The sequence below is a fragment of the Acinetobacter piscicola genome (assembly GCF_015218165.1).
Taxonomy (GTDB): Bacteria; Pseudomonadota; Gammaproteobacteria; order Pseudomonadales; family Moraxellaceae; genus Acinetobacter; species Acinetobacter piscicola_A.
This window is the reverse complement of sequence record NZ_CP048659.1, coordinates 630291-652202: the sequence shown is the minus strand read 5'-3', so window position 1 is coordinate 652202 and position 21912 is coordinate 630291. Positions and strand designations below refer to the sequence as shown.

Here is a 21912-nt window from a genome sequence, read left to right as displayed (position 1 = left end):
CAACCCTTTCTCCCTCTGGGATGAGGAATATATTCCGCAAGGGGATGAGGGTTCTTAAATAAATTACCTCTCCCCTTGCGAAACAGTGTTTCTCATCTCCTAAAAAGAGAGGGAATTTAAGGCTAAAAACAAAACCCTAACAAAGCCCGTTGTCATTCAACGGGCTTTGACTTTACAATCCATCCCAAGATCTTTAAATTATTTTCCATTTTGGAAAAATCAGAGGACACCACATGCATTTGGTTCAACGTGTTGCCGCAGTTGTATTAACTTTGGGTTTCAGTGCAGGCTTAGTGGGTTGTGATTTCCATTTAAAAGGCACAAACCAATATGTAACCCCTTTGGTTTATACCAAACTTAATCTACAACTTCCTAAAAATACAGACGATCTAGAAAGTAAACTGAGTGTTTATTTGACAGCATCAGGCGTACAACTCGGCAATAGCAGTGATGCCTATGTATTACGTGTGTTAGATTACAAACCGATTCGTCATGAACTCAATGGTCAATTGATTGAAACCCTATTACGTCTCAGTGTGACTTTTCAAATTGAAGATCAACAAGGTCATGCGATTACTGAGCCACGTACCTTGACTGCATCACGTAGTTACCAATATGACGTTGCGACGGTCAATACCGATGATCAACAAGAAAAGTATTTAAAACAAGTTATTATTGATGATATTGCACAACAAATTAGTCGTCAAATCTCAGCAAATCGTTTACCTAAAGCGCAACATTTATTGAACCCAGCACCACAAACTGCACAGTAATCTGATTTAATTATGAAACTTGACTATCTCCAAGCCTTAAAACGTGTTGATGAAGCTCGTGGGGCTTGGATTATGTACGGTCAAGAACCGTTATTAGAACAAAATCTACTCGATGCTTTTCGTAAAAGTTGGAGTACGCACGACATTGAACGTCAACGTTATGATTTAACGAGCGTCAGTGATTGGAAACACGTATTTAATGCATTAGATAGTTTGTCATTGTTTTCTCAGCATTTGGCTGTGGAAGTGCATGGCAATATTAAGCCTGATGCCAATGGACTCAAACAACTTAAACATTATCTTCAACACAATGAGCATAATTTATTGCTCATTGTAATGCCAAAACAAGATACAAATAGTTTAAAGTCTAGTTTCTTTCAAACCGTTGAAGCCAATGGGGTTATGGTACAGCTTAGTGCCAATTCCCCCAAAGATCGTCAACGAATTTTAACCATTGAAGCTGATCAATTGGGTATTCAATTGGATCAAGATGCTTGGCTATGGCTTGAACAGCATCATGAGCATAATTTATTGGCTGCAAAAAATAGCTTAATGCGTGTTGCCGATACATTTCCTGAACAAAAACAGATCAAGATTGAACATCTATATGAATGTTTACAGGATCAATCACGTTATAACAGTTTTGACTTAAGCGATGCATTTTTGGCAGGAGATTTTGCTCAAAGCATCAAAATTTTAAATTATTTATTTGAATCAGGTGAAGCACCTAGTCTATTGTTATGGACGATTAGTAAAGAAATGCGCCTGTTGATGCAATTGTATGAACAGCCGCAAAATGCTTTACAGCTTGGCATTTGGAAAACTAAAATTGCCACTTATCAGCAAACATTACGCCGTTTAAATCCACAAACCTTTTTATTATGGCCCGCGTTATTACTCAGCATTGATGCCTCAATTAAAGGTTTAAGTCAGGAAAATCCTGAACATTTAATCCAGCAAGCGATTGCTCTACTGTGTGGAAAAAGCTTATTCACCAACCACTAAAGAAAATAATTATCATTTAGCTTTGTGAAAAAATTCACTGTTTATCCTTATTTACATCTTATAATTTAACCAATTATCTTAGTTTACCTGCGACCATCATGCCAAAAATAAAACCGTCCAAAATCATTGTAATTGTGGTCTGTATTGCCATTATTGCTGCAATTTCATGGTTTATGTTGAAGCCAAAAGATGAAAAACCGCAGTTCATCACCTCAGAAGTAGTACGTGGAGATATTGAAAATGCTGTCCTTGCCACAGGAGGTCTTGAAGCCACAAAAATGGTCAGTGTCGGCGCACAGGTTTCAGGTCAGGTCAAAAAAATGTATGTTCAACTTGGTGACCAAGTCAAACAAGGTCAATTGATTGCACAAATTGACTCAGTACGCCAGACCAATGATTTAAAAACGGCAGAAGCCAATATTAAAAATCAACAAGCACAGTTGGCAACCAAACAAGCGACTTTAGCAAAAGTTGAAGCTGAATATAATCGTCAAAAAAATATGTATGCACAGGATGCAACATCAAAAGCTGAATATGAAAGTGCACTTGCTGCATTTAAAACTGCACAAGCAGATATTACTGCAATGAATGCACAAATTGAACAATCACGCTTAACACTTGCAACAGCAAAAGAAGATTTAGGTTATACCCAAATCCTAGCACCAATGAATGGTACAGTCGTAGCAATCGTCACGGAAGAAGGTCAAACCGTAAATGCGAATCAAAGTGCACCAACGATTGTAAAACTTGCTCAACTCAATACTATGACCATCAAAGCGCAAATTTCTGAAGCTGACGTGATGAAAGTAGAAGAAGGTCAAAAAGTTTATTTTACAACTTTGGGTGATAGTGAGAAAAAACGTTACGCAACTTTACGTCAAGTAGAACCTGCACCTGAGTCGATCAATACTGAAACATCAAATAACAGTTCATCATCTTCAAGTAATGCTGTTTATTATAATGCTTTGTTTGATGTCCCAAATGATGATGGCAAACTGCGGATTGATATGACGGCACAAGTGTATATCATCCTTGCTGAAGCAAAAAATGTACTGACTGTTCCTGCTGCTGCATTGCAAAGTTCAAACCGTCCACAACGTGCTAACCGCAATAATGCCGATAAAAAACCAGAAACAACTCAGAAAGACAAAACAGACCGTCCACAACGCTTAGAACTCACTGCGGAGGAAAAAGCTTTAATCGATCAGGGCAAAGCATCTGTGTCGATAGTTCGTGTCGTGCAAGCAGATGGTACAGCCAAACGTCAACAAGTTTTGGTTGGTTTAAACAATCGTGTCACTGCTGAAATTATGCGTGGTCTTAAACAAGGTGATCAAGTGGTCATTGCAGATGGTTCTGACACCAGTAATGATTCAGCAAAACGTAGCAATCGAGGCGGAATGAGATTTTAATCATGAATCAGCATCAGCAACCTCTACTTGAGGTGAATAATCTGATCCGTGAATTTCCCGCTGGTGATTCGACTGTTCAGATTTTAAAAGGGATCGACTTAAAGATTTATGCAGGTGAATTGGTTGCCATTGTTGGTCAGTCAGGTTCAGGTAAATCAACTTTGATGAATATTTTAGGTTGTTTAGACAAACCTACTTCGGGCAGTTATCAAGTGAAAGGACGTGAAACACGTGAACTTGAACCCGATGAACTGGCACAGTTACGCCGTGAATATTTTGGTTTTATTTTCCAACGTTATCACTTATTGGGTGACATCAATGCGGCAGGCAATGTAGAAGTTCCTGCAATCTACGCAGGGATGAATCCCACTGCCCGCCAAGAACGCTCTAAAGCATTGTTGACTGAACTAGGACTAGGTGAAAAAACTCAAAACCGTCCAAACCAATTATCAGGTGGTCAGCAACAACGTGTCTCTATTGCACGGGCGTTAATGAATGGCGGTGATGTGATCCTTGCTGATGAACCAACAGGTGCATTGGACAAGAACAGCGGTATAGAAGTGATGCGTATTTTACGTGAACTGAATGCCAAAGGTCATACCATTATCTTGGTAACCCATGATATGAATGTGGCAAAAAATGCAACGCGTATCATTGAAATCAGTGATGGTAATATCATTTCAGATACACCCAACACCCCCGAAGCTGAAAGGATTGCAGCAACAGAAAATGCACTTGATGGTATAGAAAAGCAAAAAAAATCTTCTGCTTGGCGTTCGATATTAGACCGTTTCAGTGAAGCTTTTCGCATGGCATTATTGGCCATGAATGCACATCGTATGCGTACATTTTTGACCATGCTTGGGATTATTATCGGGATTGCTTCGGTCGTTTCGGTTGTGGCGCTCGGGAATGGCTCACAAAAACAAATTTTAGAAAATATTAGCAGTTTGGGTACCAATACCATCACGGTATTTCAAGGGCGAGGCTTTGGAGATAACTCCAAAACTGCTCAAGTCAAAACCCTGATCCCTGCCGATGCCGACGCCTTAGCAGAACAACCTTATGTACAAGCGGTCAGCCCATCAGTTAATTCAAGTTTAACTGGGCGTTTCAAAGATACGGAAGCTGCAATTACGGTTAATGGGGTCAGTAGTGACTTTTTTGATGTCAAAGGCATGATCTTTACCTCAGGACAAGCTTTTGACAAACATAGTGTGATTGAGCGTGCTCAAGATGTGGTCATTGACACCAATACAAAAAATACTTTTTTCGCTGATGGAACAAATCCCGTTGGACAAGTCATTTTATTAGGGACTGTACCCAGTCGAATTATTGGGATTGTAGATGCTCAAAAAGGGATGATGGGCTCAGACAGTTTAAATGTCTACCTGCCCTATTCAACAGTGATGAGTCGTATGTTAGGGCAATCTAACGTACGCAGTATTATCGTTCGTGTGAAAGATGAATATCCTACAGCAATCGCAGAAAATGCCATTCTCAGCTTACTTGAACAACGTCATGGTACACAGGATGTCTTTACCCAAAACTCTGACAGTATCCGTGAAACCATTGAACAAACCACTGCAACAATGACCTTACTCGTTTCAGCAATTGCCGTCATTTCTTTGGTGGTCGGTGGAATTGGCGTCATGAATATTATGCTGGTATCGGTGACTGAACGTACCCAAGAAATTGGGGTACGTATGGCTGTGGGTGCTCGACAAAGCGATATTTTACAACAATTCCTGATTGAAGCGATTTTGGTTTGTATCTTAGGCGGGATTTTAGGGGTGCTCTTATCTTTAGGAGTTGGTCAACTGATTAGCCACTTTGCGGGTGATAGTTTCCAAATGGCGTATTCTACAACCTCAATTATTGCAGCTTTCGTCTGTTCAACCTTAATTGGTGTGGTATTTGGCTTTATTCCTGCCCGTAATGCTGCACAACTTGATCCCGTCGATGCTCTCTCACGCGAATAAACAGAATAAGGAAATTATTATGCAAATGAATTTAACAAAGCTTGCAACTGCCTTAATTCTTGGAAGTTCTTTGGTGGGATGTGCGGCTGTGGTAAAAACCCCTTATCAAGCACCTGCGGTTGATATTCCAAACCAATTTGCCTATAGCAAAGTCAATCAACAACAGATTCATACAGCGCTAAATGCCGACCAATGGTGGAGCTTATTTGGTGATGCTCAACTCAACAGTTTGGTTGAACAGGTCATTGCAAAAAATGCAGATTTAACTGTTGCTGGAATCAATTTACAAACAGCTCGCTTAAAAGCGGGTTTAGCTCGTGATCAACAAGGACCTCGTGTCAACTCAGGCGTATCGACAGGTCATTCATTTGATTTAAATTCAGGGGATGACAGTGCGAAGGGTTTATCGCTCAGTACAGGCGTCAGTTATGAAGTTGATCTATTTGGAAAATTGGCTCGTCAAACCGAAGCGGCAAAATGGGAATCTTTAGCGACCGAGCAAGATTTACAAGCCACAGGGCAAACACTGATTGCCACGACAGCAAATCTATATTGGCAATTAGGTTATTTAAATGAACGCTATAGCGTAGCACAGCAAAGTTTATCCACCACGCAAAAGCTCTATGAACTGGTACGCACGCAATATCGTGCAGGTGCGGTTTCAGGCTTAGATTTGACCCAAGCAGAACAGTCTGTACAAAGTCAAAAAGCCAGTTTGAGCCAAATTGAACAACAGCTGGTCGAAACACGTACTGCTTTGGCGGTGCTATTACAAATTCCTGTACAGCAGCTGAATATTCAAGAACCCAAAAAACTGCCACGCATCAGCTTACCGTATATTGCAACAGGCTTACCTGCCGATATTTTGTCACGTCGCCCCGATTTACGTGCTGCTGAGTTACGCTTGCGTGAAGCGCTTGCCTCTAAAGATGCAACCAAAGCCAGTTATTATCCTTCGATCAGTTTGACAGGGAACTTAGGCTCAAGCAGTACTTCACTCACCAATTTACTCAAAAATCCTGCACTAACACTCGGTGCAAGTTTGAGTCTGCCCTTTTTGCAATATAATGATATGAAAAAGGACTTAAAAATTAGTGAATTGGATTATGAAAAAGCCATTATTCAATATCGTCAGACTTTATACCAAGCCTTTGCTGATACTGAAAATGCACTTTCAAATCGCATTGAATTAGATAAGCAAGTTGCTTTGCAGCAGAAAAATTTAGAACTGGCTGAGAAAACTGAACGTTTAACAGATGTACGTTATCGCAATGGCGCGATTGCTTTAAAAAATCTGTTAGATGCGCAAGAAACCACACGTAATGCACGACTGTCTTTAGTACAAGTCAAGCAAAATCAATACAATGCTTATGTGACCTTAATGCAAGCACTAGGGGGTAGCCCGATTCAGCAATTACCAAATATCACTAGCACTGAAGTCACACCATAAATTTCATATAAAAAAGGCACTGAATCCAGTGCCTTTTTTACCATCAAGTCATAAATAACTTATTCGCTATCCATCATTGATGCACTCATACCCACAGTATTGAAACCTGCATCTACATACAAAATTTCACCTGTAATCCCATTTGCCCAAGGTGAACAAAGGAAAAGTGCGGCATTTCCTACATCTTCAATCGTCACATTACGTTTTAACGGGGCAATTTTTTCATTCGCATCTAACATTTTACGGAAAGATTTAATACCTGATGCTGCTAAAGTACGGATTGGACCTGCCGAAATCGCATTTACACGAATCCCTTCAGCACCTAAGCTCGATGCCAAATAACGCACACCTGCTTCTAAAGATGCTTTTGCCATGCCCATTACATTGTAGTTTGGCATCACAACTTCAGAACCTTGGTAAGTCAATGTGAGTAAGCAACCTTGACGCGCAAGCAATAACGGTTTTGCTGCACGCGCCATCGCAATAAAGCTATATGCGCTAATGTCATGTGCAACTTTAAAACCTTCACGATCGGTAACTTCAGTAAAGTCACCATCTAAGGTATGTGCAGGTGCAAAGCCGATCGAATGCACAACACCATCTAAACCGTCCCAATGTTTTGCCAACTCAGCAAATGCATGATCAATTTCAGCATCAACAGCAACATCACAAGGAAAAACCAAAGTAGAACCAAATTGCTCTGCAAAGTCGTCTACACGTTTTTTCAATTTTTCGTTTGGATAAGTAAATGCAAGCTCTGCTCCTTCACGATGTAGCGCTTGCGCAATACCAAATGCAATCGATAATTTACTTGCAATTCCTGCGATGAGGAAGCGCTTACCTGCCAAAAGTCCTTGTGCCATGAAATTCTCACTTACAATAAGTTTGTATGCATAATGCCAAGAGTTTAATCAGAACAAAATTGCATAATCCACCTTTTTTCAGAACTTTACTCAAATCATAAAAAAATCGCCCATAAAGGACGATTTTTGAATTTATAACAAGGTGAAAACTTAATCATCGCCTTGCAATAAGCTAAATAAACGCATGAATGAATAATACATCCAAACTAAAGTAGCTAATAATGCGATACCACATAGCCATTCAAACGCTTTTGGTGCACGTTGTGCAGCAGCATTTTCAATTAAATCAAAATCTAAAATTAAGTTCAATGAGGCAATAACCGCAACAAAAGCAGCAAAGCCTATGCCCAACCAAGAACTTTCAAATAGCCCAGGAATGCTTGAACCAAATGCCAAATTCATGATGAACTGCACAATAAAAACTAATGCAATCGCAATCGTTGCTGACATCACAATGGATTTAAATTTTTCAGTGGCACGAATAATTTTAAAACGATACAAACCAAACATCACAAAAGTAGTGACAAAAGTTGCCAACAACGCTTGTAACGGTACACCTGGAAATTTCAACTGGAAAATAACCGATGCACCACCTAAAAATGCACCTTCAAACAGCGCATAAGGAATTGCTAAAACACGTGCAGTATTTGGTTTAAAAGTTGCAACTAATGCAATGATGAGACCGCCAATTGCACCAACCATTGCAGCTGCATAGGCCATACCAAAATTCATGGTTGCAAAACTATAAATGAAAACACCCAAACCAAGCACAGCAGCAATCACAGTCATCAATATCGACTTTTGAATTGCACCCTGCACGGTCATCGGCTGACTGTAGTCCGCATGTGTTTCCACACGGGTTAAAATAGGGTTATTACTTTGCATATCTCAACTCATTGTAATATTTAAAATATAAAGGGATTGTAAAACGAATAATTGTCAAATTAATGTACAGCTTACTTCTTTTTGTAACAAAAGCAAAAATGTTGCCTAAATTAGTATAACTTAATTTTTAAAAATACACAGTGCATAAAAAAGAGGCAATTTCTGCCTCTTTTAATCATTTTCAATATGCAATTAATCTTGATTTGAGATAAAGAAATACTGACGATAGTATTTTAACTCCGCAATTGAATCACGAATATCATCCATTGCTAAATGTGAGGCATTTTTCTTCAGACCGCTCATAATCTCAGGGCGCCAGCGTTTTGCCAACTCTTTTACAGAAGAAACGTCTAAATTACGATAGTGGAAATATTGTTCCATTTCAGGCATTAAACGATGTAAAAAACGACGATCTTGGCAAATTGAATTACCACACATTGGCGATGATTTTGGATTGACCCATTTCTTTAAAAATTCCAAAGTCTGTAACTCTGCATCACGTGCAGTCAATTTACTACGACGGACACGTTCAATCAGACCTGACTGACCATGCTGTTTGGTATTCCACTCATCCATTGCATTTAAAATAACATCTGATTGATGTACTGCGAGCACTGGACCTTCCGCAAGAATATTTAAATGATCGTCCGTTACAATGGTGGCAACTTCAATAATTTGATCGTTGTCCGTATCAAGACCTGTCATTTCAAGATCAATCCAAATCAAGCGTGTATCTGGGGTGCTGCTGCTCATAAAGTGCAATCTTATTAGGCTATAAAACATGAATAGTAGCAAATTTCTGACATCTGCGCTGTAATTCATTCGTTCAGCATGTTATTTTTGCCTTCTTATTTTTACGGTTTTTTAGGATATGAATGGCTTTAATTCGTAAACGTCGTTTAACTGAACAGCAACAACGTCGCATTCAGAAACAACATAAAACACGTCAAGAAGAAATCGACACTTCAAATGACCTCGAAGGTTTAGTGGTCCAACATTATGGACGTCAACTTGAAGTACAAGCCCTTTCTGTTCCTGATCAACATCCTGAAAAACCGCAAGTTAAAGCAGGTGATCCCGAACCCTTTTGGAAAACCATTGAGCTAGACAGTGTTTGGCGTTGCCATACGCGTACCAACTTAGAACTTTTGGTCACAGGCGATAAAGTCAAATGGCAAGCTGATCCCAATACAGGTTTAGGGATTATCACAGCCATTCATCCACGAACATCATTACTCACCCGCCCTGATCGTTATCACAAAGTTAAACCCGTGGCAGCTAATATTAGTTTGATTGTCATTGTCTTTGCAGCTTTACCCGAACCTGCACCGACACTGATTGACCGTTATCTGGTTGCTTGTGCTGATGCCGATATTCCTGTGTTATTGGTACTGAATAAGTCTGACTTACTTAAAGAAAATGATCCTATTTTAGATATGCTTAAAGAGTATCAAGCTTTAGGCTATGAAGTCCTCATCACACGTTCTGATGGTGATTTGACGCCACTCGCACAACGTCTTGATAATGAAACGGTTGCTTTTGTGGGGCAATCTGGTGTGGGCAAAAGCTCTCTGATCAATGTCATCGTGCCTGATGCAGCGCAAAAAACCAATATTATTTCTGAAAACTCAGCTTTAGGACAACATACCACCACATCTACGCGTTTAATTCGCTTTGGTGAAAATGGTGCGCTGATTGACTCACCGGGCATTCGTGAGTTTGGACTTTGGCATTTAGATTTAGAAAAAATTGATGCTGGATTTTCAGATATTGCCAATTTTTTAGGGCATTGCCAATACCGCAATTGTACCCACACGCATGAAAAGCAATGTGCACTGAAACAAGCTGTTGCCGAAGGTGAAATCTTAGCAAGACGCTTAGACAGTTATTTGCGCTTGGTAGACGAAATTACCGAGGCGCAACAAAAAAATTAATTTTCTTTAAATCTAGCCTTGAAGCAGTGATTTTGATCACCATATATATAGGCTATACTCGACACAAATTTTGATTGTAATTAGGTGAATTGTGGAACGTTGGTTTGAGTTTATGGGGAATCACCCCTTCTTATTTGGTGTTTTAGGGGTTCTGATCATTTTGTTCTTCGTATTTGAAGGTCAACGCAGTGGTCGTAAAATCTCTCCTCAATCACTCGGTATTTTAGTGAAAGCAAAAAATGCCATGTTGATCGATTTACGTGATGCCAAAGATTTTAAAGAAGGTCATATCAGCGGTAGTCGCAATATCCCTTACAGCAAAATTACAAGTCATTTAGAAGAGTTAAAAACTGCTGATCGTCCATTGGTCTTTATTTGTAATATGGGTCAAGTTGCAGGCAGTGCATTGCAACAAGTCGGTCATACAGATAGTTACCGCTTAGACGGTGGTATTAGCAATTGGAAAGCCCAAGGCTTACCATTGATCAAAGCGAAATAAGTTTAAGGAGTTGAAAATGACTGCTAATGTAATTGTATATTCTACAGTTTCTTGCCCATATTGCGTTCGAGCAAAACAACTTCTTGAACGTAAAGGTATTGAGTTTAAAGAAATTAATCTTTCAAATGAAGCACCTGAAGTTCGTGTAGAACTCATGCAACGTACAAAACATCGTACAGTGCCACAAATTTTTATTAAAGATCAATTCATCGGTGGGTTTGACCAACTTTATGCGCTTGAAAAAGCTGGCAAACTTGACGAATTACTCGCTTAATCACTTCATAATATTTAAGGAATATAAAGAATGAGTGAAGAACAACAAGCTCAACCACAACTTGCTTTAGAACGTTTATATGCAAAAGACTTATCTTTTGAAGTTCCTGGGGCGCAAGTTTTTACTAAAGAATGGCAACCTGAGCTGAACATCAATTTGTCTTCTTCTGCTGAAAAAGTAGACCCAACACACTTCGAAGTTTCTTTGAAAGTGGTTGTTCAAGCGAACAATGGTGGTGAGACTGCTTTTATCGTTGATGCAACACAAGCGGGTATTTTCCTGATTGATGGAATCGAAGAAGAACGCTTACCTTACATTTTAGGTGCTTACTGCCCGAACATTTTGTTCCCATTCCTTCGTGAAGCGGTGAATGATCTTGTCACTAAAGGTAGCTTCCCACAATTACTTCTTACTCCGATCAATTTTGATGCTGAGTTTGAAGCAAATATGGAACGTGCTCAAGCCGCTGCTGCTGAAGGTCAAGCTTAATTTTTTCGAATTAAGTGTTGATTGAAAGACCGCTTTATGCGGTCTTTTTTATGACTTGGATTCTCAAATGAAGTGCAACAGAGATTAAATTATTGGAAGGAAGCAAGATGAGCTAGCATTTTGCTTCCGACCGACCAAAGTCAAAGTTGCATCATGAACTATACTCATCTTACTCAAGAAGAAAGATATCAGATTTCCACATTGTTACGTGAAGGTTTTTCTAAACGTTATATCGCCTGGAGGCTAAATCGTTCACCTTCCACTATTTCTAGAGAAATAGCACGCAATCGAGCAAGGAATGGTTATTTCGCTCAACATGCCCATAAATTAGCTTGCAGACGGCATTGTCCTAATCCTAAAAGAATCTCTCGAGAGGTTTGGGCACAAGTTATGGCTTACCTTGAACTTCAGTGGAGCCCCGAACAGATTGCTTCTCATGTTTCAGTCAGCCTGCATTCCATATACAGGTTTATACAGCAGGATAAAAGCAGAGGTGGTGTGCTCTTCCGCAACTTACGTTTCAGAAATCAAAGAAAGAGAAAATATGGCTCCATTGAGACTCGTGGCCAACTGACAAACCGCAAAAGCATTCACGATCGACCTGCTGAGATTGAGCAGCGCTCCCGTTTCGGTGATTTGGAAATAGATACGATTGTTGGCAAGAATCACCAACAATCCCTGGTTTCAATTGTAGATCGGAAGACAGGTTATCTTTGGCTGAAAAAGTGCAGCACGCGCAAGGCTGAGGAAGTTTGCCAGGCTACGATCAGATTATTGGAACCGATCAAAGCACACCTAAAAACAATTACCGCGGACAATGGTAAAGAATTCAGCCTGCATGAGTATGCTGCTCAGGAATTAGATATAGATTGGTATTTCGCTGATCCCTATAGCGCCTGGCAGCGTGGAACAAATGAAAATACGAATGGATTGATCAGACAATATATTAGAAAAGGCAGTGACTTGAATGACTATACGGATGCATATATTGCAGAAATTACTCAACGCTTGAATCATCGTCCAAGAAAAAGACTCGGCTTTAAAAGTCCGAGTCAGGTATTATGGCAACAACATGGTGTTGCACTTCAAATGCTAATCTAAGTGATAAATTTAAAAATGACTAAAGCTTTATATCTGGTTGTTCATCAGAGCTATTTATAGTTTGGTTTACTTAAACGACTCCGTAAACACCCTCCTTAACCTCCTAAGCCTCAATTGTAGGATTATTTTCTTACTTATCTTATCGATAAAAAGATGGAAATACTTTTAGATTATCCGTACTTTTCTCATATTTCATGTCATAAAAAACCGCATCTCAATGCGGTTTTAAAGGGAGCAGGTTTAACGCGATGCTTCAACTGATCAATTTAACGATAAATTTTATGCCCTTGATCACGAATCTCAGCAATTTTCTTTGCTTCTATTTTAGCATGGTCTAAGTGACCACCTTTTACCAGCGATTGAGTTTTATCAATTTCTGCAATGATCTGATCATATAATTGCGTTGAGGTGACCGCTTGCGCTTCGCCACGACCTTTGAGTTTAACTTTTTTAGCATCATTTGCAGCTAGGCGCATATTATCTAAAGCTTTATTGGCTTCAGCAGCATTATTACTCTGATTAAATGCTTTATAGTTTTTTGCAAGTGTTTTCATATTCTCTTCTAGACTTGCAGCAAAGCTCATAGAACTCATGACACATGTTGAAGCAAGTAGAAAAGTGGCTAAAGTTTTTTTGATCATCTCGATCATCCTTTAAAACTGTGGCTGTCAATAAAAATTAAATAGCGCAATACTGTTATATTTATTGTCCATTTATATGCTTAAACATAAGTTAAAATCATTCAAAATTGCAAATAAAAAATGCAACGGATTCGTTGCATTTTCTTAGACTAATTACAGCTAAAATCTTAAATAAACGATTAAACAGGCTCTATTTCGTGATGTAAGGCATCGTGAATTGCTTCAATAAGTTGCTGCGCGATCTCCTGTTTAGAGGCTTTTTCTAGATCACGTTTTTCCATTTGGTATTGCTCTGCAAAAAATACGGTCATGGCGTTTTGATCTGACGCAAAACCAATATCTGTACGGGATACATCATTACAAGCAATCATATCGAGCTTTTTAGCCACCAATTTTCCTGCAGCATATTCTTCAACATGACGTGTTTCTGCTGCAAAACCCACCATAAATGGACGTTTCTTTTGCTGTGCAATCGTTGCCACAATGTCGGGATTTTTAATCAATGCGACATTGAGCTCATCACCCGCTTTTTTAATTTTATGTTCAGCAACTTCAGCCACTCTATAGTCTGCTACGGCTGCTGTCGCAATAAAAATATCACAGCCTTCTTCAAGCTGTTTCATGCTTTCATCTAGCATCTTTAAGGCAGATGAAACATTAATACGTTTTACACCATTTGGTGTATCTAAGCTCACAGGACCTGCTAACAATGTCACTTTGGCTCCTGCACTATAACATGCTGCTGCAATCGCAAAGCCCATTTTGCCAGTACTATGATTTGAGATATAACGCACGGGATCAATCGCTTCACGTGTTGGCCCTGCCGTAATTGTCACTCGTTTCCCTGCCAATAAACCAAATTTTTCTGCAATCGCTCTTTGTGCTTGATGGAAATAATCTTTGACTTGATCTGCTAAATGCTCAGGTTCAGGCATACGTCCTAAGCCAACATCGCCACAAGCTTGTGAACCTGCATCAGGCATAATGACATGTACACCATCTTCAACCAGAGTATTTAAATTACGCTGCGTTGCTTTGGCTGCCCACATTTGCTGATTCATCGCAGGTGCAACCCAAACTGGCGCTTTGGTTGCTAAATATAAAGTGCTGAGTAAATCGTCTGCTAAACCAGCCGCAAACTTAGCAAGGGTGTCACAACTTGCAGGGGCAACAAGGAGCAAATCTGCCCAACGTGCCAGCTCAATATGCCCCATACCTGCTTCAGCTTCTGGGTTTAATAATTCAGTATGGACGGGATTTCCCGACAACGCTTGAAATGTTAATGGGGTAATAAATGCTTGAGCGCCATGGGTCATCACCACACGCACGTTAAAACCGTAATCCTTTAAACGGCGGACGAGAATGGCACTTTTATATGCGGCAATTCCGCCTGTGACAGCGAGAAGAATATTTTTATTAGAAAATACACTGAGATCGAAACTCACGATCAAGTCACCTTTCTGTTGCAGTGGCGCTCACAATAGCATTAAATAATCTAGATCCCAAGACATTCACTTGGGAAATTGAAAAGTAAAATAAATCAAAATAGTGAATAATAATGAATAATTCCACTAAAACGACATCAATTAAACAATGGCCTGAACAAGAACGTCCAAGAGAACGTTTACTCAACCAAGGGGCTGAAAGCTTGTCTGATGCTGAGCTTTTAGCAATTTTCCTACGCTCAGGCTCAAAATAACATTCTGCTGTAGAGTTGGCACGTATACTCATCCAACATTTTGGGCATCTCAATGCCGTATTTGATGCAACATCTGATGAAATCAAACAGTTTCATGGTATTGCAGATACCAAATACTCTCAGCTCATGGCAGTTAAAGAACTTGGACGACGTTATCTCAAACAACAACTCTATCAAGGCGTAGATTTAAGTCGCTCCGATTTAATTGGTGATTATCTACGTTATGAATTACTTGGTGAACGTCAGGAAGTCTTTGCCGTTCTATGTTTGGACAGCCAATTACGCAAACTTAGCTTTAAAAAATTATTTTATGGTTCAACTAACTATTGTGATATTTCAATCAATCAACTATTACGCTATGCCATACAAAAACAAGCCAGTTTTATTGTAATCGCGCATAATCATCCCAACGGCGCTGCCGAACCTTCTATTGCAGATCAGCAGCTTACTCAACAGATTTTAAAAGCATGTCAGCTTGTGGAAATACAATTGCTTGATCATATCATTGTCACAACAACACAAAATTATTCATTTGCTGAACATCAACAAATCATTACCACGGGTTTTGTACCAAATCATATTGACAATAACCATTAATGTGAGGAAGATCATAGAAAAATAACAGATTCGATTTACATGATTGTTCGGGAACAAAACGACACTTTTAAACTACTTTTTTCATGGCGTGGTACAATTTTACCGAAGGTTTTACCGCCTTTAGGTTTTGTCATGCTGATTTCTGCGATCGTAGGAGGAATTGAATATACGGGTTTATATCGTTTCCCAGAATTACCTTTAGTCGGATTTACTTTAATCGGTGTTGTACTTTCAATTTTTTTAGGCTTTAAAAATACAGCTTGTTATGATCGTTGGTGGGAAGCCCGAAAACTTTGGGGAATGCTGATTGCCAATGCACGACATTTTGACCGAGACTGTCGTATGTTTCCTCAAGGTCGTCGTGAACGTATCATTCAACATGTAATTGTTTTTGCAAATGTATTACGCGATCGCCTACGTCACCAAACCGCAAGTCCAGATGTTTTAGTTGAAACCAGTGGTATGAGCCAACAGGCTTTAAAACAACTCTATCAACAATCTAATGCACCTCAATACACACTCAGCCTAATCCAATGGGAACTGATGCAAGCGCTAAAAGAAGGTGAAATTTCCGATATTATTTATACTCAGCTCAATGAGCATGTCAATGAACTCAGCCTCGTACAAACAGGTTGTGACCGTATTGCCACCACGCCTTTGCCCTTTGCTTATTCTGTGTTGCTCAATCGTACTGTCTATTTCTTCTGTTTTATGCTGCCCTTTAGTTTGGGCTCATTATTGGGGTTAGGTACACCACTTTTGGTCGGAATTTTAGCATACACATTTTTAGGCTTGGATGCTTTAAGCTCTGAAATTGAAGAACCTTTTGGTACCCAAAGCAATGATTTACCCTTAGATGCAATGGTTCGTACCATCGAAATCGAGCTTTTAGGCACTTTAGGTAAACCAACACCACCACCGATTCAGGCACAGGATCATAATTTGTTGTAATGTGTATTTTCTGTTCTTCATCTCCATTGTTCCACCTAAATAGTGAAAATGAAATTAAACAGAACGCATTAACGAAAATACTCCCAAATCCCCACTTGTCCTTCTTTTACACGTGGAATATTGCCGAGTTTAATCCAAGGCATATGACTACCATGAAAATCACTTCCGACAGAAACCTTTAAAGTAAATTGTGCAATCATCCGATCTACCATTTGTCGGGTAGATAAAGTTTCTATCGCAGGTGGAAGTTCTACAGCGTCCCCCCCAAATTGGGCAAAAATCTCAATCAAATAACGAATATTCGTTGCTGATAAATCATAACGTGTGGGGTGTGCCAAAACAGCAAAACCTTGGCTGTCATGAATCACTTGAATGGTTTCTGCCAAACCTAAACCATCAAATTTTACATAGGCTTTTTTACCTTCTTTGATATATTTATCAAATGCTTGTTGTACTCGACTCACAATGCCTTTTTGCACCAATATTTTAGCAATATGGGTACGTGTCACTCGATCTGCCTCACCCTCTACCATCAATAAAACTTCAGGATAAATATCCTGCCCAATGAGGGGAATAAGTAATTGGCAAATTTTTTCGGCACGTTCAGCACGAATACGTTTTTGTTCGGCAAGTAATTTCTCTAATGGCGCAGGATTTTGCATATTCAGCGCCACAATATGCACACCATAGGTTTTTTTAGTGGCAGGACGTGACCATTGACTTGAGATTTCTACACCTGAAATCAGTTGCATGCCTAAGGCATCAGCACATTTTTTCGCACGTTGTACACCATCCATCGTATCATGGTCAGTCAATGCAAAGGTCTTTATTCCCAATGCATGTGCAGCTTCAATCAGCTCTTCAGGTGTAAGTGTTCCATCTGAAATATTACTATGCGTATGTAAATCGACACCAATCATTGTTTGTATTATGCTAAGTCACCAAAATTTGATGACTCTACTGTAGCATGAAAGCGCTATTTGATTATTTACCAATTATTATCTTCTTTTATTTTTATAAAACGACAGATCCCAAAGATAACCATCACCCATTATTAGAATTAGTGGGAAGTACAGGCAATGCAGACCAAAACCATATTTTAGTTGCAACCTGTGCCTTATTAATCGCAACCTTAGTGGTTTATGGGTGCTTATTCTTCGCACAAAAATTCAGACTGGAAAAAATGCAATGGTTTATTGTCATTATGTCTGTCATTTTTGGTGGAATTACCCTCGCATTTAGTGATGTGACCTATATCAAACTTAAAGCAGTCATCTTAAATTTAGGCATTGGTATTGGCTTTTTAGTTACACCATTCTTCAATAAAGAACGTTTACCAATTATTCAAAAAATGTTAGGTTCGATGCTTGAACTCACACGCCAAGGTTGGATGCGCTTGAACTGGGCATGGTGTGGTCAATTCTTCCTACTCGCTGCTTTACATTACTTTTTCGGTTTCTTGTATATGAATGGCAAATATTGGGGCGAATTTACCGCTTTTGGCGATATTATCGTATCCTTGAGCTACCTTGCTGTTATACTATTTTGCTTGCGAAAACATTTTAAATCTTCAGAGTAAATCAGGTTTTTTCCATGCCTTTATTTGTGATTACCTGTACCGATCGAGATGGTACAGTTGAAAAACGTCTTGCTGTGCGTCCTCAACATTTGGCACGTTTAGAAAAATTAGATGCCGAAGGTCGCGTCATTGTCGCAGGCGCTATGCCAAAAGACCGTGAGAATCCACAAGCAGGTTTTTATGGTAGTACCATGATTTTAGATTTTGAAAGTCGTGAAGCATTGGATGAATGGTTGCAGGATGAACCTTTTGTCAAAGAAGGTGTGTATAGCCACGTTGATGTTAAACCATTTAACAAAGCTCTACCAAAAGGATAAGCCAATGCGTGTTGTTGTCCAAAGTTTATTGGGTTTTTCTTTATTCTGCTCGTCTGTCGTTTGGGCAGAACCGACAGCTACAACACCAACCAATCAAGCTGCACAAATTGCTGCGGCAACGCCTCCCCCAAAACCCTCTATTCTGCCTGCGGTTGCGGGTGCTAATGCGATTGTACAAAATCAAGCGCAAGCACAGGAAAATAAACCATTAACCGCAGAACAGATCATCAAAGAAAAAGCCGCGCAAGATGCCAAAGTCAAAGCTTTGGTCAAAGATCAAGCGACTCGCTTACAGCAGCTTGAAAAAGCCAATTTGGAAGCATTATCACAAAACCAAGAGTTACAATTGAAAAATGACAATCTTGGTGTGCAAGTTCAAGTTTTACAGAGTGAACAAAGTGCACAAATGTTTTTATACGGCGCCGCAACCATCGCTGTGGGTGTATTATTAGGCTTCTTGATTGCCAGTTATATCTATACCAAGCGTCGTCGTCAGTGGTAAGCCACTGACCTCACCGACTTGATTTAAGCGTTCTATTTAAAATTTCAAAAGGTATATAACATTGCCAAATACCATTCAAACTGCTGACTTGGATTGGCAATGCGTTGATGGAATTGAAGTTCCTGTCTCTAAACAATTTGGTGATGTCTATTTTTCCAAAGACAATGGACTACTCGAAACACGCCATGTATTTTTAAATGGCAATGATCTTTCCACCCGCTTAGCCGATTTACATGATTTTGAATATTTCACAGTCGCTGAAACAGGTTTTGGCACAGGTTTAAATATTTTAGCGTTATGGCAACTTTGGCAACAGGTTCGTCCTGATAATCATAGCCATTTACATGCCATCAGTGTTGAAAAATTTCCATTGTCCAAAACGGATCTGATACGTGCTTTAAATGCTTGGGACGAACTCAAGCCTTTAGCAGATCAACTGATTCAGCAGTACCCTTTACCTCTTGCGGGTTGTCATCGTCTAAACTTTCCATCTGAGCGCTTTTCCATTGATTTATGGCTCGGTGACGCACAGGATGTTTTCCCCATCATTCCAAAAACCACATCGGTGAATGCATGGTTTTTAGATGGTTTTGCACCCGCGTGTAATCCTGATTTATGGGCAGAACATATTTTCAATCATGTCGTGCGTTTATCTGATTATGGGACGAGCTTTGCCTCATTCAGTGTTGCAGGTGTTTTAAAACGAGCTTTAAAACAACATGGCATTTCTATTTCACGTCCCAAAGGTTTTGGGCATAAACGGGAAATGCTCAAAGCGATTTGGATTGACCCCGAAACACAATCAGCGCCGCATAACAATGATGATGCAAAGCAACATCGAGAGGTAGTGCAACAAAAATCTAAAGCCAATGCTACTCAACATGATAAACAACGTTATATTGCGATTATAGGCGCAGGAATCGCGGGCTTAAGCTGTGCTTGGGCATTTGCCGAGCGTGGGCATCAAGTGAGCATCTACGACCAATCAGCGCCATTGGTAGGTGCTTCGGGTAATCCCCTCGCGTTACTTAACCCTAAACTCAGTCCGATTGCACAAAGTGCAGATCATCTGATGACCTTGTCATGGCAATTTGCACAACATTATTACCCGCAATTTAAAGCCTTTCGGGCAATTTCAGTGCAGCAACTGATTCAAAAAAATCTGCAAGAGGCTTTAGATTTAGTCAATGATTATTCTTCTGAGGTTTTAGAATATTTCACTGCTGAGCAATTAGATCTGCAAACCCACTATGCCAGTGTGCAACTTAAACAGGCAGGTGCAATTTCACCGCAGCAACTACGTGATCAAATCCTTGCGCATGATTTAATTGATTTTAAAATCGCACAGATTGAACAATGCCAAAAATTAGACAATAAACAGGTTCAGCTTTTAGATGTTCATAAAAATATCTTAGGGCAGTTTGATCATGTTGTGGTGTGCTGCGCACGTGAAAGTCAGAAGTTTTTCTCACACTATCCACGCTTAAGGGCCATTCGCGGGCAAGTGAGTTGGCTCAAAAATACAGGATTGGCTTTAAATCCCCAACATGCCTACAGTTTTGGTGGTTACTGTATGCAACTTGATGCTGAACATTTGATTTTAGGTGCATCATTCCATCCTGAATGCGATGATTCAGCTGTAGCACAAGCCGACCATGTGCATAACTACGAACTTATCCACAATGCCTTTCCTGCCTATGCTGAAGCATTGCCTCAAATAGATAGTTGGCAAGGGCGTGCCTCTGTACGTGCGCAAACATTGGACTATTTTCCTGTACTTGGGCAAGGCGTAGATGATCTAGAGATGTATAGCTTTGCAGGCTTAGGTTCGAAAGGTTTTTTATTTGCACCGCTTTGTAGTGAAATTTTAGCAGCATTGGTTTTAAAGGAAGCCTGCCCTATTTCGCAAAATTTATTGAATATGCTCAGTCCTACACGTGGTCGAAAAAAGATCAGGGTGCGTAAACCCTATTATCAAGCACCACAAATTTAAATTTTTATTTATGCTCAGAATTTAAAACGCTTCTATCATTACAGAAAAAGCGCCTTGCGGCGCTTTCCTTTATGCTTCTTGCTCTAAAGGCAAGCCTGCATCACGTGCTGCACGTGTACCACCCATAAGTACGACATAATCACGAGAGCTATCTAAGCTTTCTAACTTTTCAGCTGCACGTGGGGCTTTACTACCACCGCCACATAAAATGTATATGGGTTGATCCGAATTCACTTGAGTTAAGCTCTCCGCCGATAAATTATCAATAGGCTGATTAACAGCACCTTTGATATGACCTTCAGCATAAGCTTTTTGATCACGGACATCCCAGATAATTGCATTTTCTGGGAACTCAAATGTTGTAATTTCTTGTTTACGGATCATTGCGCACTCCTTTGATGTAAACAACACTTGGCAAATGAAGAAAACATCCCTAGCATCTCAGATATTCTTTCCATTTGTAAAGGTCTAAACTATGCCATCTTTCGATATTGTTTCAGAATTAGAGATTTTTGAAGTAAATCATGCCGTTCAGAACACACAAAAAGAGATTGCGACTCGATTTGACTTTCGTGGTCAAGACGTTTCGATTGAAATTAATGAAAAAAACAAAGAAATCAAAATTTCAACTGAAAGCGATTTCCAATGTGAACAAGTCTATACTATGCTTGAAAATCATTTCTTTAAACGCAAAATTGACATTCAAGCACTTGATCCACAAAAAATGACAGCTTCAGGTAAAAATGTGATTCAAATCATCAAACTCAAAGATGGTCTTGACTCTGATACTGCAAAAAAAATTAATAAAGCCATTAAAGAAAGTGGTGTTAAAGTGCAATCATCTATTCAAGGTGACAAAATTCGTGTAACTGATAAAAAGCGCGATACTTTACAGCAAGTCATGGCATTTTTAAAAGAACAGCAGTTTGGTGTCCCACTCCAATTCAATAACTTTAAAGACTAAGG

General features: G+C 39.6%; 23 protein-coding genes and 1 pseudogene. 17 read left to right on the top strand and 7 right to left on the bottom strand.

The window, feature by feature from the left end; translation table 11 throughout:
• Positions 1-233 precede the first annotated feature (233 nt).
• The 5 genes from lptE to G0028_RS03170 all read left to right on the top strand — a co-directional run bounded on the left by lptE (position 234) and on the right by G0028_RS03170 (position 6622).
• Positions 234-773, top strand: a complete 540-nt coding sequence (gene lptE / locus G0028_RS03190) for an LPS assembly lipoprotein LptE (protein ID WP_130074090.1) — start codon at positions 234-236, stop codon at positions 771-773.
• A 12-nt stretch (positions 774-785) separates the two neighbouring features.
• Positions 786-1778, top strand: a complete 993-nt coding sequence (gene holA / locus G0028_RS03185) for a DNA polymerase III subunit delta (RefSeq protein ID WP_180045219.1) — start codon at positions 786-788, stop codon at positions 1776-1778.
• A gap of 98 nt (positions 1779-1876) precedes the next feature.
• A complete protein-coding gene (locus G0028_RS03180) occupies positions 1877-3190 on the top strand; it encodes a MacA family efflux pump subunit (RefSeq protein ID WP_180045218.1) in 1314 nt (437 codons plus the stop codon).
• 2 nt (positions 3191-3192) lie between these two features.
• The gene (locus G0028_RS03175) at positions 3193-5172 is read left to right on the top strand and encodes a MacB family efflux pump subunit (RefSeq protein WP_180045217.1); all 1980 of its coding nucleotides are present in this window, start codon (positions 3193-3195) and stop codon (positions 5170-5172) included.
• A 19-nt stretch (positions 5173-5191) separates the two neighbouring features.
• Positions 5192-6622, top strand: coding sequence for an efflux transporter outer membrane subunit (locus G0028_RS03170; protein ID WP_180045216.1), 1431 nt, complete (start codon positions 5192-5194; stop codon positions 6620-6622).
• Positions 6623-6681: 59 nt separating this feature from the next.
• On the opposite strand, the gene G0028_RS03165 is transcribed toward G0028_RS03170, so the two are convergent.
• The 3 genes from G0028_RS03165 to orn form a co-directional block, all read right to left on the bottom strand.
• Positions 6682-7485, bottom strand: coding sequence for an enoyl-ACP reductase (locus tag G0028_RS03165; RefSeq protein ID WP_180045215.1), 804 nt, complete (start codon positions 7483-7485; stop codon positions 6682-6684).
• A gap of 150 nt (positions 7486-7635) precedes the next feature.
• Positions 7636-8370: a Bax inhibitor-1/YccA family membrane protein gene (locus tag G0028_RS03160; RefSeq protein ID WP_180045214.1), complete on the bottom strand. Its 735-nt coding sequence runs from the start codon at positions 8368-8370 to the stop codon at positions 7636-7638.
• A gap of 192 nt (positions 8371-8562) precedes the next feature.
• Positions 8563-9123, bottom strand: a complete 561-nt coding sequence (gene orn, locus G0028_RS03155) for an oligoribonuclease (protein WP_171457479.1) — start codon at positions 9121-9123, stop codon at positions 8563-8565.
• A 122-nt stretch (positions 9124-9245) separates the two neighbouring features.
• On the opposite strand from orn, the gene rsgA reads away from it, so the two are divergent.
• The 5 genes from rsgA (at position 9246) to G0028_RS03130 (ending at position 12667) form a co-directional block, all read left to right on the top strand.
• The gene (gene rsgA, locus G0028_RS03150; RefSeq protein ID WP_174493334.1) at positions 9246-10304 is read left to right on the top strand and encodes a ribosome small subunit-dependent GTPase A; all 1059 of its coding nucleotides are present in this window, start codon (positions 9246-9248) and stop codon (positions 10302-10304) included.
• A 91-nt stretch (positions 10305-10395) separates the two neighbouring features.
• Entirely contained in the window at positions 10396-10803 is a 408-nt protein-coding gene (locus G0028_RS03145; RefSeq protein WP_111858804.1) for a rhodanese-like domain-containing protein, read from the top strand.
• Positions 10804-10819: 16 nt separating this feature from the next.
• On the top strand, positions 10820-11077 hold the full coding sequence (grxC, locus tag G0028_RS03140) for a glutaredoxin 3 (protein ID WP_130074081.1): 258 nt from the start codon (positions 10820-10822) through the stop codon (positions 11075-11077).
• Positions 11078-11107: 30 nt separating this feature from the next.
• The gene (secB, locus tag G0028_RS03135) at positions 11108-11566 is read left to right on the top strand and encodes a protein-export chaperone SecB (RefSeq protein WP_130074080.1); all 459 of its coding nucleotides are present in this window, start codon (positions 11108-11110) and stop codon (positions 11564-11566) included.
• 153 nt (positions 11567-11719) lie between these two features.
• Positions 11720-12667, top strand: coding sequence for an IS30 family transposase (locus G0028_RS03130; RefSeq protein ID WP_180048122.1), 948 nt, complete (start codon positions 11720-11722; stop codon positions 12665-12667).
• A 266-nt stretch (positions 12668-12933) separates the two neighbouring features.
• Here G0028_RS03130 and G0028_RS03125 read toward each other — a convergent pair whose 3' ends face one another.
• Positions 12934-13308 carry a cytochrome b562 gene (locus tag G0028_RS03125; protein WP_130074079.1) on the bottom strand — a complete coding sequence of 125 codons (375 nt, stop codon included), beginning with the start codon at positions 13306-13308 and terminating at the stop codon, positions 12934-12936.
• Between the two features lie 179 nt (positions 13309-13487).
• Entirely contained in the window at positions 13488-14753 is a 1266-nt protein-coding gene (coaBC, locus tag G0028_RS03120; protein ID WP_180047489.1) for a bifunctional phosphopantothenoylcysteine decarboxylase/phosphopantothenate--cysteine ligase CoaBC, read from the bottom strand.
• A 113-nt stretch (positions 14754-14866) separates the two neighbouring features.
• Here coaBC and radC point away from each other — a divergent pair.
• Both radC and G0028_RS03110 read left to right on the top strand, forming a co-directional pair.
• Positions 14867-15604: pseudogene (gene radC, locus G0028_RS03115) on the top strand (RadC family protein).
• Between the two features lie 39 nt (positions 15605-15643).
• On the top strand, positions 15644-16555 hold the full coding sequence (locus G0028_RS03110) for a bestrophin family protein (RefSeq protein ID WP_130074076.1): 912 nt from the start codon (positions 15644-15646) through the stop codon (positions 16553-16555).
• A 68-nt stretch (positions 16556-16623) separates the two neighbouring features.
• Here the strand turns inward: G0028_RS03110 and G0028_RS03105 are convergent, their stop codons facing one another.
• On the bottom strand, positions 16624-17475 hold the full coding sequence (locus G0028_RS03105) for a PHP domain-containing protein (protein ID WP_130074075.1): 852 nt from the start codon (positions 17473-17475) through the stop codon (positions 16624-16626).
• Between the two features lie 47 nt (positions 17476-17522).
• On the opposite strand from G0028_RS03105, the gene G0028_RS03100 reads away from it, so the two are divergent.
• From G0028_RS03100 to mnmC, 4 genes are all read left to right on the top strand, one after another.
• Entirely contained in the window at positions 17523-18134 is a 612-nt protein-coding gene (locus G0028_RS03100; RefSeq protein WP_180047490.1) for an inner membrane-spanning protein YciB, read from the top strand.
• A gap of 14 nt (positions 18135-18148) precedes the next feature.
• Positions 18149-18451 (top strand): YciI family protein, encoded by a 303-nt coding sequence (locus G0028_RS03095; protein WP_130074073.1) that lies wholly within the window; start codon positions 18149-18151, stop codon positions 18449-18451.
• 4 nt (positions 18452-18455) lie between these two features.
• Complete coding sequence (locus G0028_RS03090; RefSeq protein WP_130074072.1) at positions 18456-18953, top strand: hypothetical protein; 498 nt, start codon at positions 18456-18458, stop codon at positions 18951-18953.
• A gap of 61 nt (positions 18954-19014) precedes the next feature.
• Entirely contained in the window at positions 19015-20946 is a 1932-nt protein-coding gene (mnmC, locus tag G0028_RS03085; protein WP_180047491.1) for an FAD-dependent 5-carboxymethylaminomethyl-2-thiouridine(34) oxidoreductase MnmC, read from the top strand.
• Between the two features lie 69 nt (positions 20947-21015).
• Here the strand turns inward: mnmC and G0028_RS03080 are convergent, their stop codons facing one another.
• The gene (locus tag G0028_RS03080; protein WP_130074070.1) at positions 21016-21330 is read right to left on the bottom strand and encodes a rhodanese-like domain-containing protein; all 315 of its coding nucleotides are present in this window, start codon (positions 21328-21330) and stop codon (positions 21016-21018) included.
• A gap of 91 nt (positions 21331-21421) precedes the next feature.
• Here G0028_RS03080 and G0028_RS03075 point away from each other — a divergent pair, with 91 nt between their 5' ends.
• Complete coding sequence (locus G0028_RS03075; protein ID WP_130074069.1) at positions 21422-21910, top strand: YajQ family cyclic di-GMP-binding protein; 489 nt, start codon at positions 21422-21424, stop codon at positions 21908-21910.
• The last annotated feature ends 2 nt before the right edge of the window (positions 21911-21912 follow it).

What these genes read in the sequence shown, in the direction of transcription:
- lptE (WP_130074090.1), top strand. Translation starts at nt 234, where the DNA reads ATGCATTTGGTTCAACGTGTTGCCGCAGTTGTATTAACTTTGGGTTTC.
- holA (WP_180045219.1), top strand. Translation starts at nt 786, where the DNA reads ATGAAACTTGACTATCTCCAAGCCTTAAAACGTGTTGATGAAGCTCGT.
- G0028_RS03180 (WP_180045218.1), top strand. Translation starts at nt 1,877, where the DNA reads ATGCCAAAAATAAAACCGTCCAAAATCATTGTAATTGTGGTCTGTATT.
- G0028_RS03175 (WP_180045217.1), top strand. Translation starts at nt 3,193, where the DNA reads ATGAATCAGCATCAGCAACCTCTACTTGAGGTGAATAATCTGATCCGT.
- G0028_RS03170 (WP_180045216.1), top strand. Translation starts at nt 5,192, where the DNA reads ATGCAAATGAATTTAACAAAGCTTGCAACTGCCTTAATTCTTGGAAGT.
- G0028_RS03165 (WP_180045215.1), bottom strand. Translation starts at nt 7,485, where the DNA reads ATGGCACAAGGACTTTTGGCAGGTAAGCGCTTCCTCATCGCAGGAATT.
- G0028_RS03160 (WP_180045214.1), bottom strand. Translation starts at nt 8,370, where the DNA reads ATGCAAAGTAATAACCCTATTTTAACCCGTGTGGAAACACATGCGGAC.
- orn (WP_171457479.1), bottom strand. Translation starts at nt 9,123, where the DNA reads ATGAGCAGCAGCACCCCAGATACACGCTTGATTTGGATTGATCTTGAA.
- rsgA (WP_174493334.1), top strand. Translation starts at nt 9,246, where the DNA reads ATGGCTTTAATTCGTAAACGTCGTTTAACTGAACAGCAACAACGTCGC.
- grxC (WP_130074081.1), top strand. Translation starts at nt 10,820, where the DNA reads ATGACTGCTAATGTAATTGTATATTCTACAGTTTCTTGCCCATATTGC.
- secB (WP_130074080.1), top strand. Translation starts at nt 11,108, where the DNA reads ATGAGTGAAGAACAACAAGCTCAACCACAACTTGCTTTAGAACGTTTA.
- G0028_RS03130 (WP_180048122.1), top strand. Translation starts at nt 11,720, where the DNA reads ATGAACTATACTCATCTTACTCAAGAAGAAAGATATCAGATTTCCACA.
- G0028_RS03125 (WP_130074079.1), bottom strand. Translation starts at nt 13,308, where the DNA reads ATGATCAAAAAAACTTTAGCCACTTTTCTACTTGCTTCAACATGTGTC.
- G0028_RS03110 (WP_130074076.1), top strand. Translation starts at nt 15,644, where the DNA reads ATGATTGTTCGGGAACAAAACGACACTTTTAAACTACTTTTTTCATGG.
- G0028_RS03105 (WP_130074075.1), bottom strand. Translation starts at nt 17,475, where the DNA reads ATGATTGGTGTCGATTTACATACGCATAGTAATATTTCAGATGGAACA.
- G0028_RS03100 (WP_180047490.1), top strand. Translation starts at nt 17,523, where the DNA reads ATGAAAGCGCTATTTGATTATTTACCAATTATTATCTTCTTTTATTTT.
- G0028_RS03095 (WP_130074073.1), top strand. Translation starts at nt 18,149, where the DNA reads ATGCCTTTATTTGTGATTACCTGTACCGATCGAGATGGTACAGTTGAA.
- G0028_RS03090 (WP_130074072.1), top strand. Translation starts at nt 18,456, where the DNA reads ATGCGTGTTGTTGTCCAAAGTTTATTGGGTTTTTCTTTATTCTGCTCG.
- G0028_RS03080 (WP_130074070.1), bottom strand. Translation starts at nt 21,330, where the DNA reads ATGATCCGTAAACAAGAAATTACAACATTTGAGTTCCCAGAAAATGCA.
- G0028_RS03075 (WP_130074069.1), top strand. Translation starts at nt 21,422, where the DNA reads ATGCCATCTTTCGATATTGTTTCAGAATTAGAGATTTTTGAAGTAAAT.